This is a genomic window from Streptomyces sp. NPDC059255 (assembly GCF_042752355.1).
Taxonomy (GTDB): Bacteria; Actinomycetota; Actinomycetes; order Streptomycetales; family Streptomycetaceae; genus Streptomyces.
In genome coordinates this window covers 53,318-67,619 of sequence record NZ_JBHYZP010000002.1, presented here as the reverse complement: position 1 = coordinate 67,619, position 14,302 = coordinate 53,318, and the positions used below count along the sequence as shown (strand labels likewise).

Here is a 14,302-nt window from a genome sequence, read left to right as displayed (position 1 = left end):
GGGGCTCTCGGTGGGCAGTGTGCGGGGTTGCGGCGTGGGGGTTCTCCGCGCGGCGACCGGCATGCATTATTAGTCATGTCAGGAAACAAAAAGGTTACGGCGCGCGCCGTACCTGAGGTATCGAAGGCGGCCAGAGCATGACGGAACGCTTCACCCCCACCCCCGAGGACAAGTTCAGCTTCGGCCTCTGGACGGTGGGCTGGCAGGGCAGGGACCCGTTCGGGGAGGCGACGCGCCCGGCCCTCGACCCCGTCGAGTCGGTCCAGCGCCTGGCCGATCTCGGCGCGTACGGCGTGACGTTCCACGACGACGACCTGATCCCGTTCGGCTCCTCCGACACGAAGCGCGAGTCGCACGTCAAGCGCTTCCGGCAGGCGCTGGACGCCACCGGGATCGTGACCTCCATGGTCACCACCAACCTCTTCACCCACCCCGTCTTCAAGGACGGCGCCTTCACCGCGAACGACCGCGACGTCCGCCGCTACGCGCTGCGCAAGACCCTGCGCAACATCGACCTCGCCGCCGAGCTGGGGGCCAGGACCTTCGTGGCCTGGGGCGGGCGTGAGGGCGCCGAGTCGGGCGGCGCCAAGGACGTACGGGCCGCGCTCGACCGGATGAAGGAGGCCTTCGACCTGTTCGGCGCGTACGTCACGGAGCAGGGCTACGACCTGCGCTTCGCCATCGAGCCCAAGCCGAACGAGCCGCGCGGCGACATCCTGCTGCCCACCGTCGGCCACGCCCTGGCCTTCATCGAACAGCTGGAGCGCCCCGAGCTGTTCGGGGTGAACCCGGAGGTCGGCCACGAGCAGATGGCGGGGCTGAACTTCCCGCACTCCATCGCCCAGGCCCTGTGGGCGGACAAGCTCTACCACATCGACCTCAACGGCCAGAACGGCATCAAGTACGACCAGGACCTGCGCTTCGGCGCCGGTGATGTGCGGTCCGCCTTCTGGCTGGTGGACCTGCTGGAGAGCGCGGGCTGGGACGGCACCCGGCACTTCGACTTCAAGCCGCCGCGCACCGAGGACTTCGACGGGGTCTGGGCCTCCGCCGCGGGCTGCATGCGCAACTACCTGATCCTCAAGGAGCGCGCCGCCGCCTTCCGCGCCGACCCGCTGGTCCAGGAGGCGCTGCGCGCCTCGCGCGTGGACGAGCTGGCGCAGCCCTCGGCCGCCGACGGGGTGGCCGGACTGCTGGCGGACCGCGCCGCGTACGAGGAGTTCGACGTCGATGCGGCCGCGGCGCGCGGGATGGCGTTCGAGCACCTGGACCAGCTCGCCATGGACCACCTGCTCGGGGCGCGCTGACCGAGGGACCAGGGCGCGCGGACCCTGAGGACCAGGGTCCGCGGACCCGGAGGACGACCGGGGCGCTCGGACGCCGGGCGGATCCCCGCGGGGGCCGTCCGGCGTCAGCCGTTCCCGGGGCCGTTGACGGCGTCGTGGGCCCCGTCGGCCCTGTCGGTCCCGTGGGCCCCGTCGGTCCCGTGGGGCATCCGCGGCGCCCGGCCCGTGCCGGCCGTCCCGGTCGCTCCATCGCGCCCCGTGTCGCCCGGACGGTCGCGCCGTATGTACGCCACCGGGTCGGCCAGGACCTCGCGTACCACCAGGGCCGCCCCGCCGCGCGCCGCGTCGCCCGCCGAGGAGGACGCGCGCAGCCGTCCGCTGCCGGGCGGCCACAGGCCCGACACCACGCGGGCCGTCAGTTCCCGGTCCGCCGCGGGGGAGAGCCAGGGCATCAGCTCGCGGTAGATCCCGCCGAGCACGACCGCGTCCGGGTCGACGAGGTTCACCGCGCCCGACAGCACCCGGCCGAGCATCGTGCCGGCCCGCTCGACCGCCGCCACGGCCGTCGCGTCGCCGTGGCGCGCCCGGCGCTCCAGCTCGGCCACGCCCGGCACCCCGGCGTCCTCGTCGATGCCCGCCGCCCGCAGCAGCGCCGACTGGCCCGCGTACTGCTCCAGGCACCCCCGGGCGCCGCACCGGCACAGCGGTCCGTCCGCGTCGGCCACCACATGGCCGATCTCCCCGGCGAACCCGTGCGCCCCGCGCAGCAGTTCACCGTCGAGGACCAGGGCGCCGCCGACGCCGATCTCACCGGTCAGGTAGAGGAACGTACGGAGCGGTCCGGGGCCGCCGAACCACAGCTCGGCCAGCGCCGCCAGATTGGCCTCGTTCTCCGAACTCACCGGCAGCCCGGGCGCCGTGGGGCGCAGCCCGGCCAGGGCGCGCGCGAACAGCGCCCGCGCCGGCACCCGGTTCCAGCCGAGGTTCGGCGCCTGGCGCACCGTGCCCCCCGACACCAGCCCCGGCAGGGCGAGTTGGACGCCGACGGGGTGCAACTCCTGCTCGGCCGCGGATTCCAGGGTGCGCGCGGCTATCCGCGCGCCGCGGGCCAGCACCTCGGCGGGCTCCGTCCCCCGGTTGTCGAGGTGCTCGGTCAGCCGTACCCGGTCGGTGCCGGACAGATCGACCACGCACACCGACACATAGTCGATATTGATCTCCACGCCGATACCGGCGGGTCCCGAACGCGTCACCTTTAGTACGGTGCCAGGCCGCCCCGCCTGTCCGCTGAAGGTTTTGCCGGATTCGGAGAGGAATCCGTTCTCCAGCAACTGCTCGACGAGTGACGAGACCGCCGCCCGGGTCAGCCCGACCCGCGCCGCCACCCCCGCCCGGGTCGTCTCGCCCTCGTCCCGTACGGCCCTCAGCACAAGGCTCAGATTGTGCCGGCGAACCGATTCTTTGTCGGCTTTGGGCCCGAGTGGGGTGTGATTGCTGTTCATCTCGCGGACGAGCCTATGTGATCGGAATCGGCCGGAACGGGTCACCGGACAAGCGGGATGACTCATTCCGGTCGACGGTCCGATTAATTAGTAATTAATCTTGACGATTATCCGGTCTCCCGGCACGCTGGGGCGGCCGAAAGAGGAGCAGCCACGTGACCACGCACGCGCCCGACACCCCGCACGAGCCCGACACCACGAGCGAGCCCGACACCACGAGCGAGCCCGACCGTACCCCGTCCGGCCGGTGGATCCTGCGGACGGAGAACACGGTCTACGCCGTCGCGCTCGCCCCGGAGGGACAGTGGGCCGAGCTGACGGCCTGGGGGCCGCACGGCGTGGAGAGCGGCCCCTCGCCGCTCGACTGGTCGCGCCGTACGCACTTCGTCACCCCGGCCGACCTGGCGCCCGCCGAGTACATCCCGTCCGGGCTGCGGCCGTTCACCGGCGCCGACCTGATCGCCCAGCGCCCCGGCGAGGACCGCGGCGTGTGGTGGCGCTTCACCGGAGCCGCCCAGGACGGGGACCGGGCGCTGCGGCTCGGCTTCACGGACGAGACCCTGGGGCTGGCGGTGACGCTCCACTACGAGAGCGTCCCCGGCACGGACGTCATCCTGCGCTGGGCCGAACTGGCCTGCACCGGCGAGGACGAGCTGCGCCTGGAGCGCTTCGACTCCGCCGCCGTGAACATCCCCGTGACGGGCGGCGCCCGGCTCACCTACCTCACCGGCCAGTGGGCCCAGGAGTTCCAGCGCACCCAGCTCGAACTGACCCGCGGCCGCTTCGAGATGGCCGGCACCCAGGCCGTCCCCGGCCACGCGTACGCGCCCTGGCTCGCCGTCCAGGACGCCGCGCTGCCCGACGGGACCACCGGCGTCCCCACGTACGGCGTCGCCCTGGAATGGCCGGGGAACTGGCACATCACCACCGACGCCGAGCCCGGCGGCGCGGTCCGCGTCCGCGCCGGACGGCTGCCCCACGAGGGCGCGGTACGGCTCGCCCCCGGCGCCGCCCTCACCACCCCGAAGCTCGCCTGCGCCTTCAGCCCGGACGGCCTCGACGGCCTCGCCCGGGTCTGGCACCGCTACGAGCGCGGGCTCACCGGCGAGCGGACGCACCGCACCCGCAAGGTCCTCTACAACTCGTGGGAGGCCACCGGGTTCGACGTCGACGCGGAGAGCCAGCTCGAACTGGCGCGGATCGCCGCGGACATGGGCGCCGAGCTCTTCGTCGTCGACGACGGCTGGTTCCCCGGCCGGGCCGACGACACCGGCGGCCTCGGCGACTGGCACCCCGACCCGGCGTCCTTCCCCGCCGGGTTCGACGACTTCGTCGGACAGGTCCGCGCCCTCGGGATGGACTTCGGCCTCTGGGTGGAGCCCGAGTGCGTCAGCCCCCGGTCCGAGCTGTACGCCCGCCACCCCGAGTGGGTCTACCGGGTCGAGGGCCGGCCCGCCCGGCTCGTCCGCAACCAGCTCCTGCTCGACCTCGGCCGCGCGGACGTCCAGGAGTTCGTGCTCGCCACCTTCGACCGGCTCCTCGGCGACCACGCGATCAGCTACCTCAAGTGGGACATGAACCGCCCGCCGACCGAACGCGGCCGGCCCGGCGCGGGCCCCGCCGAGCACCTCGACCTCGACGCCGCGCACGTCGCCGGGTATCTGCGCGTCCTCGACCACCTCCGCGCCCACCACCCGCACGTCACCGTGGAGGGCTGCTCGGCGGGCGGCGGCCGGATCGAGCACGCCACCCTCGCCCGTACGGACGTGGTGTGGCCCAGCGACAACACCGCCCCGCTCGACCGGCTCGCCATCCAGTACGGCTATCTGCACGCCCACGCCCCGCACACCATGAGCTCCTGGGTCACCGACTCGCCCGGCCTCTTCGACCCGCGCCCCCGCTCGCTCGGCTTCCGCTTCGTCAACGCGAGCGCCGGTGTCCTCGGGATCGGCGCCGACATCCGCACCTGGAGCGCGGAGCGGCGCGCCGAGGCCGCGCGCTGGGTCGCCCGCTACAAGGAGGTCCGCGAGGTCGTCCACCACGGCGAGGCACGGCTCCTGAACACCCCCGCCGACGCCACCTGCGGGGTCCAGTACGAAGAGCCCGGCGGCGGCCGGATCGTCGTCACCGCCCTCAGCACCGGCCGGCTCGACGGGGCGCCGCTGGTCCCCGGCCGCCCGGCCAGGCTCCGGCTGCGCGGCGTGGACCCGGCGGCCCGGTACACCGACGCCGCGTCGGGCGAGACGTACAGCGGGGCCCATCTGACGCACTACGGGCTGCCGTTCGCGTGGAGCGCGGAGTACGACGCCGAACTCGTCGTGCTGGTACGGCAGTAGGCGGCCGGGAGGCACCGGGCACCGGACACCAGGTCGTAACCTCGGTGCTCAGTCAGCAGTGCACGTCCTCGAAGGCCAAGGAGTCGTACCGTCCCATGCGTCCCATGAACGGAACCGTCCGCTTCACCGACCGGGTCGCCGTCGTCACCGGCGCCGCCTCGGGCATCGGCGCCGCCACGGCGGAGCGCCTCGCCGCCGAGGGCGCCTCGGTGGTGATCGCCGACAGCGACGCGGAGCGCGGCGTGCCCACCGCCGCCCGGATCCGCGAGGACGGCGGGCGGGCCGCGTTCGTCCTGGCGGACGTCTCCGAGGAGGACGGCTGGAACAATATCGTCACCGCCGCCCACACCTTCGGCCCGGTGGACGTCCTGGTCTCCAACGCGTACACCGTGGAGGTCTCCCCGGCGCACGAGACGACCCTCGCCTCCTGGGAACGGCAGCTCGCCGTCAACCTCACCGGCGGGTTCCTCGGCTTCAAGGCCGTCCTGCCCGACCTGCGCGCGCGGCACGGCGCCGTGGTGCTCACCTCGTCCGTCCACGCGCACCACGGCATCCCGGGCCACCCCGCCTACGCCGCCGCCAAGGGCGCCCTGCTCTCGCTCTGCGCCCAGCTCGCCGTGGAGTACGGTCCTGAGGTACGGGTCAACGCGGTCCTGCCGGGGCCGATCCGCACCGCCGCCTGGGACCGGGTCCCGGAGGATGAGCGGGCCCGCAGCGTCGCCGGGACCGCGGCGCGCCGCTTCGGCACCCCGGAGGAGGCCGCCGCGGCCATCGCCTTCCTCGCGGCCCCCGAAGCCTCGTACATCACCGGGGCGAGCCTGGTCGTGGACGGCGGCTGGAGCGTCGTGAAGGCATCCGCCTGAGGAGAGAGGCTGACCCCTATGGCGCCCTACGCACGCCGCGGAGTGCACGGCCGGACGGTGGAGACGCTGGCGCGCCGGGTGCTCGGCGGTGAGATCCCCGAGGGCGCCACGCTCGATCTCGCGGCGCTGCGGCGGGAGTTGGACGTCAGTCTGACCGCCCTGCGCGAGTCGCTGAAGGTGCTCGCGGCCAAGGGCATGGTCGACGCGCGGCAGAAGCGCGGCACCTTCGTCCGGCCCCGCGCCGACTGGCACCTGCTCGACGCGGACGTGCTGCGCTGGCGGCTCGCGGCCGGCGTCGGCGCACCGGCCGACCGGGCCCTCCTGCGCGACCTGGGCGAGGTCCGGGTCGTCGTCGAGCCGGCCGCGGCCCGGCTGGCCGCCGAGCGCCGTACGGAGGCCGACCTCGCCGCGCTGGAGACCGCGCTCGCCGCGATGGCGGCGAGCCCCGGCGGCGCCGACGGCCCCGAGGGCCCGGCCCGCGCCGTCGCGGCCGACCTGGCGTTCCACCGGGGGCTCCTCGCGGCCACCCACAACGAACTGCTGGAGCGGATGGAGGTGGTCATCGAGCCGGGTCTCGCCCACCGCGACACGATCGTGCACAGCTCCCCGCACCGCGCCGACCCGGTGCCCAGCCACCGGGCCGTCCTCGACGCCGTACGGGCGCGGGACCGGGACGCGGCCGAGCGGGCGATGCGCGCCCTCCTCGACCAGTCGGTACGGGACCTGGACCGGGTGAGCCGTGCCCCGGACGGCGGCACGCGCTGACGGGGCTTCGGCCGGCGGAACCGGCTCCCGGCCCGGCGGCGGCCCCGGCTCCCGGCGGTTACCCGCGCTGCCGCGCCGGGCGCTGCGCGGGCACCGTACCCGTACCGCTACCCGTACCCGTACCCGCGCCCGTACCGGTACCCGTGCCTGGTCCGCCCGTTCCCGGGAACGTTCGGGTACCGCCGTCGGCCCACGCCGGGGCCGTCCCGCTGAGCTGGCAGACCATCAGGTAGAAGGGGATCGGCGGAGTGTACGGCGTGTCCGACTGCGGCCAGTGGATCAGCTTGGGGTGGGCCGCGGGCACCGTCGTACCGGCGACGTAGCGCGCCGGGGACGGCCAGGTCAGATCGAGGTCGGAGCCCGCCGGGACGATCCACCACCACCAGTCGGTGTCCGCGAAGACACAGCCCGTCCTCGGCAGCCGGGCCATCAGCCGGAATCCGTGCTCCGCCGGCACCCCCACCGCGTCGCACCCCAGGACGGCCGGCAGGGTGGCCGGCAGGGGCAGCTCGGTCCCGCGCGGGGTGTCGTCACGCAGGCCGCGGGCCAGCCGCTGGAACGCCGTCCTCAGCACGGCGGCTCCGTTCCCCGCGGTGCCACCGCTCCGCGCGGCAGCTCGGCCCCGTGCGGCCGCTGCGCGGCGCTCTGCAGGGGCAGACCGGCTCCGTGCGGGGCCGTCGCGGGGTGCGGCAGTTCGGCCCACACGACACGCCCGGGGCCGTAACCCGATGTGTCGTGGGCTCCCCAGCCGCTGCACATCGAGTCGACGAGGAAGAGACCACGCCCGCCCTCGCCCTCTGTCTCCCCTTCGGCCGTGCGGTGGAGCTGGGGCCCCGTCGGCCCGTATCCCTGGTCCTCCACCGCTATCCGCAGACGTCCGCCGCCTTCGCGTATCTCGCAGATGACACGGTTTCCCGCGGCATGCACGATCGCGTTCGTCACGAGTTCGGAGACGACCAGGACCGCGGTGTCGCGGATCTCCTCGTCCAGGCCCCAGAGGACCAGGCGGTCCCGCGTGAGCTGTCTGGCGCGTCCGACGGACTCCGCGTGGGCCGGCAACTGGAACCCGTAGCGGCGGACGGCGTTGCCAGGGCACAGGGCTTTGAGCTGGGGGGTGAGCGCGTTACCAGGTGCCACGACCGATTCCTAACGGTGGGGGAGCAGCGGATGCGAGCAAGACCTCTCCCATGGCAGAGCGCGACAGCCGCGTGAACTGGTTCACCGAATCACTCTCCACCCGCCGAGGACACTTGGCAAGTGGCACTCTGAAAAATTCAGAGTGCCATGTTCTTCGTCGGGGCGGCGTGGCAGACTGCTGGTAACCGTGCGTGGGAAGGACCCAAAAAGTGAGCGAACCGCGGTCCGCCCCGACCGTGGGCCAGGTCGTACTCGGCAGACGCCTGCAGGATCTGCGCGAGCGCCGTGGCCTGAGACGGGAGGAGGCCGCCAAGCTCCTGCGGGTGGCTCCGGCCACGATCCGCCGGATGGAGACGGCCGAAGTCGCGCTCAAAATTCCTTACGTACAGTTACTGCTCAGGGCGTACGGCGTGCCCGAGGAAGAGGCGGCCGCCTTCGTCGAACTGACGGAGGAGGCGAACAAGCCCGGCTGGTGGCAGCGGTTCCACGACATCCTGCCGGACTGGTTCAGCATGTACGTCTCCCTGGAGGGCGCGGCGGCCCTCCTGAGGGCCTACGAGCCGCATTTCGTGCCAGGGCTGCTCCAGACCGAGGAGTACGCCCGTGCGGTCATGCACGCGGGGGCCGTGGGACAGGCCCAGCCGGAGGAGATCGAACGCCATGTGGCGCTCCGCATGGAAAGACAGTCGCTCCTGACGCGTGCCGACGCACCCAGATTCTGGGTGATCATGGACGAGACCGTGCTGCGACGCCCGGTCGGGGAGGACCCGCAGGTCATGCGGGCACAGATCGACAGGCTTCTCGAAGCCTCCGAGCTGACCAATGTGACCATCCAGATCGCGGAGTTCTCCAGTGGACATCACCCGGGTACCTACGGGCCGTTCGTCCTCTTCCGCTTTGCCGTACCTGAGCTGCCCGACATGGTTTACAGCGAGTACCTGACCGGTGCCGTCTACCTTGACGCACGTCCAGAAGTGGCCACCCACCTTGAGGTCATGGACCGGATGGCGGCCCAGGCCGCAACTGCACAACGCACGAAGGAGATCCTCAAGGATGTCCGCAAGGAGCTGTGAATGGACCCCATATACAACGGCATGCCCGCCGCCGACCTCGGCACGGAAGGCTGGCACAAGCCGTGGAGTGGCGGCAACGGCGGCAACTGCGTCGAGGCCATGAAGCTGGCCGACGGCAGGGTCGCCGTGCGCCAGTCCGCCGACCCCGGCGGGCCGGCACTGATCTACACCATGAGTGAGATCGCCGCTTTCATCCAGGGCGCCAAGTCGGGACAGGCGGACTTCCTGCTCACCTGATCCGCCCTGGTACCGGGAGAGGCACGGGGGCGGTACGCAAGCTGTAACTGAATCACGGGGAACGCGGCGTCGCAGCACTTTCAGGTGTGCTGCGGCGCCGCGCCATGTCGTTGTCCGGCTGTGTGGCCGGCTGTACAGCTGTGCCGCGCCGGTCAGGCACCCACCCTGCGCTTGTTCCAGACGTCGAAGCCCACCGCGGCCAGCAGCACCAGCCCCTTGATGACCTGCTGGTAGTCGGTGCCGATGCCGACCAGCGACATCCCGTTGTTCAGCACGCCCAGCACCAGACCGCCGATGATCGCGCCGAAGACCGTGCCGACCCCGCCGCTCATCGACGCGCCGCCGATGAACGCCGCGGCGATGGCCTCCAGTTCGAAGTTGATACCGGCCTGCGGCACACCCGCGTTGAGCCGCGCCGCGTAGACGACACCGGCGAGCGCCGCCAGGACGCCCATGTTGACGAAGACCAGGAAGGTGACCCGCTTGTCCTTGACGCCGGACAGCTTCGCCGCCGCCTGGTTGCCGCCGAGCGCGTACACGTGGCGCCCCACGACGGCGTTGCGCATGACGTAGCCGAAGCCGATCAGCAGCGCCGCCAGCAGCAGCAGGACGACCGGCACACCCCGGTAGCTGGCCAGCGTCATCGTGAAGGCCAGCACCGCGGCCGCCAGCGCCACCAGCTTGACGACGAACAGGTTGAGGGGCAGGACCTCCAGGTCGTACGCCTGCTGCCGGCGCCGGTCCCGGAACTCCTGGAAGAGGGCGAACGCCAGCAGCGCCAGCCCCAGCAGCAGCGTCAGGTTGTGGTAGTTGGTGGCAGGACCGACCTCCGGGAGATAGCCGGTCGAGATCTTCTGGAAGCCCTCGGGGAACGGTCCGAGCGAGCGCGATCCCAGGAAGATCTGCGTGGCGCCGCGGAAGATCAGCATCCCGGCGAGGGTGACGATGAACGACGGGATGCCGACGTACGCGATCCAGAAGCCCTGCCAGGCGCCGGCGACCGCGCCGATCAGCAGCCCCAGGATCAGCGCGGGGACCCAGGGCATGTCGTGTTCGACCATCATCACCGCGCAGGCCGCGGAGACGAACGCGGCGAGCGAGCCGACCGACAGGTCGATGTGGCCCGCGATGATCACGATCATCATGCCGATGGCCAGGACCAGGATGTAGCTGTTCTGGAGGACCAGGTTGGTGACGTTGTTCGGCTTGAGGAGGACGCCGTCCGTCCATATCTGGAACAGGACGACGATCAGGCCCAGCGCGACGAGCATGCCGTACTGCCGCATGTTACGGCGCGCGGCCTCCATGAGCAGCGCCCCCGTGGAGGAGCGCCCGGACGGAGGTGCCGGTGGGGCGCCCTTCGGTGTGTCGCCCTTCGGCGTGTCGGTGGTGACGGGACCCATGTCGACTACCTCGTGTTCTTGGTCATGTGGCGCATCAGTACTTCCTGGGTCGCTTCCGCGCGCGGGATCTCACCGGTGAGTCGGCCGGCCGCCATCGTGTAGATGCGGTCGCACATGCCGAGCAGCTCGGGGAGTTCCGAGGAGATGAAGACGACCGCCTTGCCCTCCGCGGCGAGCTGGTCGATGACGGTGTAGATCTCGTACTTGGCGCCGACGTCGATCCCGCGGGTGGGCTCGTCGAGGATCAGCACATCGGGACCCGCGAAGATCCATTTGCTGAGCACGACCTTCTGCTGGTTGCCGCCGGAGAGCCGTCCGACCTGCTCGAACACCGTCGGCGTCTTGATGTTCATGCTCTTGCGGTACGACTCGGCGACCCGGCTCTCCTCGTGCTCGTCGACGATCCCGCGCCTGGCCACCCGGGACAGCGCGCCCAGGGTGATGTTGCGGCCGACGGTGTCGATGAGGTTGAGCCCGTACTGCTTGCGGTCCTCAGTGACGTACGCGATCCCGTGGCCGACGGCCTCCGGCACCGTCCTGGTCCGGATCTCCGTGCCGTTCTTGAGGACCGTCCCGCTGATGTTGCGGCCGTAACTGCGGCCGAACACGCTCATCGCCAGCTCGGTGCGGCCGGCGCCCATCAGCCCCGCGATCCCGACGATCTCGCCCCTGCGGACCTCGACGGAGACCCCGTCCACGACCTTGCGCTGCTGGTCGATGGGGTGGTGCACGGTCCAGTCCCGCACCTCCAGCGCGGGCCGGGCCGCCGGATCGCCCTCGTACGGGGTGCGTTCGGGGAAGCGGTGGTCGAGATCGCGGCCGACCATGCCCCGGATGATCCGGTCCTCGGTGGTCGACTCCGCGCGCACGTCGAGCGTCTCGATGGTCCTGCCGTCCCGCAGGATGGTGACGGAGTCCGCCACCTCCGAGATCTCGTTCAGCTTGTGCGAGATGATGATCGAGGTGATGCCCTGATCCCTCAACTCCTTGATGAGCCGCAGGAGCTGGGCACTGTCGCTGTCGTTGAGCGCGGCCGTCGGCTCGTCCAGGATCAGCAGCTTGACCCGCTTGGCGAGCGCCTTGGCGATCTCCACGAGCTGCTGCTTGCCCACGCCGATGTCGGCGACCCGGGTCCCCGGATGCTCGTCCAGACCGACCCGCTTGAGCAGCTCGGCGGCGTGCCGGAGCGTGTCGTTCCAGCTGATGAAGCCCCGGTTGGCGTGCTCGTTGCCCAGGAAGATGTTCTCGGCGATCGACAGATAGGGGATGAGGGCGAGTTCCTGGTGGATGATGACGATGCCCTGGGCCTCGCTGGCCCGGATGTCCTTGAAGGCGCAGGCGGCGCCCTCGAAGAGGATCTCGCCCTCGTAACTCCCGTGCGGGTGGACCCCGCTGAGCACCTTCATCAGGGTCGACTTGCCGGCCCCGTTCTCGCCGCAGATCGCGTGCACTTCACCCGGGGCCACGGTCAGGGTGACATCGGAGAGCGCCTTGACCCCGGGGAAGGTCTTGACGATGGAGCGCATCTCCAGGACGGGGGCCGCCGCACCGGCGGCCCCCGCCGTACCTGCTGGAAGGGTCACTTCAGGTCCTCAGCCTTGAGGTAGCCGGAGTCCACCAGTTCCTTCTGGTAGTTGGACTTGTCGACGCCGACCGGCGTCAGCAGGAACGCCGGGACGACCTTGGACTTGTTGTCGTACGACTTCTCGTCGTTGACCTCGACCTTCTTGTCGTTCAGCATCGCGTCCGTCATCTGGGCGGCGGTCTTCGCCAGCAGGCGGATGTCCTTGTAGACGGTCATGGTCTGCCGGCCGGCGATGATCGACTTCACCGAGGCGACCTCGGCGTCCTGCCCGGTGACCAGCGGATACGGCTTCGCCTTTGTCCCGTAGCCGTCGGACCTGAGGGACGACAGGATGCCGATGGAGATCCCGTCGTACGGCGAGAGCACCGCGTCCACGTCCTCCGAGCCGTACGCCCTGGTGAGCAGGTCGTCCATGCGCTTCTGGGCCGTGCCGCCGTCCCAGCGCAGGGTGGTGACCTGGTTCAGCTTGGTCTGCCCGCTGCGCACGACGAGCTGCTTGTCGTCGAGGTACGGCTTGAGGGTCTTCATCGCGCCGTTGAAGAAGTACTGGGTGTTGTTGTCGTCGGGGGAACCGGCGAACAGCTCGATGTTGAACGGGCCCTGCTTGCCGCCCTCCTCCAGCCCCAGCTTCTCGATCAGGTAGGTGGCCTGGAGGACACCGACCTTCTCGTTGTCGAACGACGCGTAGTAGTCGACGTTCTTGGTGCCGAGGATGAGCCGGTCGTACGAGATGACCTTGATCTTCTGGTCGGCGGCCTGCTGGAGCACATCGCTCAGGGCGCTGCCGTCGATGGCCGCGACGATCAGGACGTCCACGCCCTTGGTGATCATGTTCTCGATCTGCGCGACCTGTTGGGCAACGTTGTCTTCGCCGTACTGGAGGTCGGTCTTGTAGCCGAGCTTCTTCAGTTCGGAGACGACGTTGTTGCCGTCCGCGATCCAGCGCTCGGACGACTTCGTCGGCATCGCGATGCCGACGGTGGAACCCTTGCCGCCCTTGGTGTCGTCCTTGCCGCCCCCCTCGCTGCTCTGCCCGCAGGCGGCGAGTGAGAGCACCAGGGAGAGCGAGGTAACGGCGAGTGCGGCTCGGCGAGTTCGCATGGGTACATCAGTCCTTGTCTTCGTTCAGAGGGAAGCGGCTGAGCGGACCCGGCAGCCGGGAGCCGAGCGGCGACATGCCGCCGTCGGCGCCGTGGCGGCCGAGCAGATCGAGGACGAGCCTGCCGCGCCGCACCCGTTCCCGGGCGCTGCTGAGGGCGGTCTCGCGGAGTTGGGCACCGAAAGGGTAGATGCCCGGGGACTTCGACAGTCCGAACTTGAGGTAGAGCGGGGCGCCGCGCCGGATCAGCTCCGCCGCCTCGTACATCCGGACGTAGCCCCCGAGGTCGTCGGGGGCCTCGATGTAGAGGTCCATGGGGGCGCGGCTGACCCGGCGGATCTCGGTGAAGTGTGCGAGCGCCAGGTCCGAGGGGATGTTGATCGAGTCGGCGCCGAGGTGCTCGAAGACGGCGTACGAGGCCGGGTTGACGGGGCCGATCAGCGCCGAGACCTTGAACGTGGTGTCGGCCGGCAGCACACCCTGGACGCGCAGCCGGTGCAGCGTCCACAGCACGCCCTCGTCGGCGACGAGCAGGCACTTCACGCCGAGCGCGGTGGCGCGCAGGGCGTCCTCGACACAGCCGGCCAGCGCGTCGTGGCCGCGGGCGCGCAGTCCCGCTCCCCCGGAGTCCGTACGGGTCGAGCCGCCGATGTCCCAGGTGCCGCGCGGTCCGGTGAACAGGCACAGTTCGATGTCGCGGGAGGCGCAGGCGTCGACCATCTCGGTGATGTCGGCGTCGGAGAGCATCCACACGCCGCTGCCCTGGCTGATGCGGTGGATGGGCACATCGAGCCGGGCGGACTCCTTGAGGACCTCGGCCAGGCTCTCCGGGCCCTCCACGGAGGGGATCTCGGTCCGCCACAGTCCCCCGTCGGGGAAGGCGTGGGCGGAGGCGTCCGCGGGGCTGAGGGCGGGCGCGGCGAGGCCGAGCGTGGCGAGCGCCTGCTCGCCGGGACGGCGGGGGGCGGGGGCTGATGCGTCGGTCACGGACGAGTCCTTCGGTTCGGTCCTACGCA

The 14,302-nt window shown here is 71.1% G+C and carries 10 protein-coding genes and 3 pseudogenes; 6 read left to right on the top strand and 7 right to left on the bottom strand.

Features of this window, described 5'->3' with window-relative positions; translation table 11 throughout:
• Window positions 1-137 precede the first annotated feature (137 nt).
• Entirely contained in the window at window positions 138-1,307 is a 1,170-nt protein-coding gene (xylA, locus tag ACFXKG_RS04025) for a xylose isomerase (protein WP_384831950.1), read from the top strand.
• Between the two features lie 263 nt (window positions 1,308-1,570).
• On the opposite strand, the pseudogene ACFXKG_RS04020 reads toward xylA, so the two are convergent.
• Window positions 1,571-2,788 (bottom strand): annotated as a pseudogene (locus ACFXKG_RS04020) (ROK family protein); the annotation flags it as partial.
• A 254-nt stretch (window positions 2,789-3,042) separates the two neighbouring features.
• Here ACFXKG_RS04020 and ACFXKG_RS04015 point away from each other — a divergent pair.
• The 3 genes from ACFXKG_RS04015 (at window position 3,043) to ACFXKG_RS04005 (ending at window position 6,752) form a co-directional block, all read left to right on the top strand.
• Window positions 3,043-5,124 (top strand): alpha-galactosidase, encoded by a 2,082-nt coding sequence (locus ACFXKG_RS04015; RefSeq protein ID WP_384832781.1) that lies wholly within the window; start codon window positions 3,043-3,045, stop codon window positions 5,122-5,124.
• Between the two features lie 104 nt (window positions 5,125-5,228).
• On the top strand, window positions 5,229-5,987 hold the full coding sequence (locus tag ACFXKG_RS04010) for an SDR family NAD(P)-dependent oxidoreductase (protein WP_384831947.1): 759 nt from the start codon (window positions 5,229-5,231) through the stop codon (window positions 5,985-5,987).
• Between the two features lie 18 nt (window positions 5,988-6,005).
• The gene (locus ACFXKG_RS04005; protein WP_384831944.1) at window positions 6,006-6,752 is read left to right on the top strand and encodes a FadR/GntR family transcriptional regulator; all 747 of its coding nucleotides are present in this window, start codon (window positions 6,006-6,008) and stop codon (window positions 6,750-6,752) included.
• Between the two features lie 178 nt (window positions 6,753-6,930).
• Here ACFXKG_RS04005 and ACFXKG_RS04000 read toward each other — a convergent pair.
• Together ACFXKG_RS04000 and ACFXKG_RS03995 are read right to left on the bottom strand one after the other, a co-directional pair.
• A pseudogene (locus ACFXKG_RS04000) lies at window positions 6,931-7,326 on the bottom strand (hypothetical protein); the annotation flags it as partial.
• 95 nt (window positions 7,327-7,421) lie between these two features.
• Window positions 7,422-7,889, bottom strand: a pseudogene (locus ACFXKG_RS03995) (ATP-binding protein); the annotation flags it as partial.
• Window positions 7,890-8,098: 209 nt separating this feature from the next.
• On the opposite strand from ACFXKG_RS03995, the gene ACFXKG_RS03990 reads away from it, so the two are divergent.
• Window positions 8,099-8,962, top strand: a complete 864-nt coding sequence (locus tag ACFXKG_RS03990; protein WP_384831941.1) for a helix-turn-helix domain-containing protein — start codon at window positions 8,099-8,101, stop codon at window positions 8,960-8,962.
• Window positions 8,963-9,199 carry a DUF397 domain-containing protein gene (locus ACFXKG_RS03985; RefSeq protein ID WP_365811877.1) on the top strand — a complete coding sequence of 79 codons (237 nt, stop codon included), beginning with the start codon at window positions 8,963-8,965 and terminating at the stop codon, window positions 9,197-9,199.
• Between the two features lie 152 nt (window positions 9,200-9,351).
• Here ACFXKG_RS03985 and mmsB read toward each other — a convergent pair whose 3' ends face one another.
• The 4 genes from mmsB to ACFXKG_RS03965 are packed head-to-tail and all read right to left on the bottom strand — an operon-like array spanning window position 9,352 to window position 14,273.
• Complete coding sequence (gene mmsB, locus ACFXKG_RS03980) at window positions 9,352-10,602, bottom strand: multiple monosaccharide ABC transporter permease (protein ID WP_384831937.1); 1,251 nt, start codon at window positions 10,600-10,602, stop codon at window positions 9,352-9,354.
• Window positions 10,603-10,607: 5 nt separating this feature from the next.
• A complete protein-coding gene (gene mmsA / locus ACFXKG_RS03975; RefSeq protein WP_384832778.1) occupies window positions 10,608-12,128 on the bottom strand; it encodes a multiple monosaccharide ABC transporter ATP-binding protein in 1,521 nt (506 codons plus the stop codon).
• Window positions 12,129-12,181: 53 nt separating this feature from the next.
• Window positions 12,182-13,288: a multiple monosaccharide ABC transporter substrate-binding protein gene (gene chvE / locus ACFXKG_RS03970; RefSeq protein WP_384831933.1), complete on the bottom strand. Its 1,107-nt coding sequence runs from the start codon at window positions 13,286-13,288 to the stop codon at window positions 12,182-12,184.
• A gap of 7 nt (window positions 13,289-13,295) precedes the next feature.
• A complete protein-coding gene (locus ACFXKG_RS03965) occupies window positions 13,296-14,273 on the bottom strand; it encodes a hypothetical protein (RefSeq protein WP_384831930.1) in 978 nt (325 codons plus the stop codon).
• Between the last annotated feature and the right edge of the window lie 29 nt (window positions 14,274-14,302).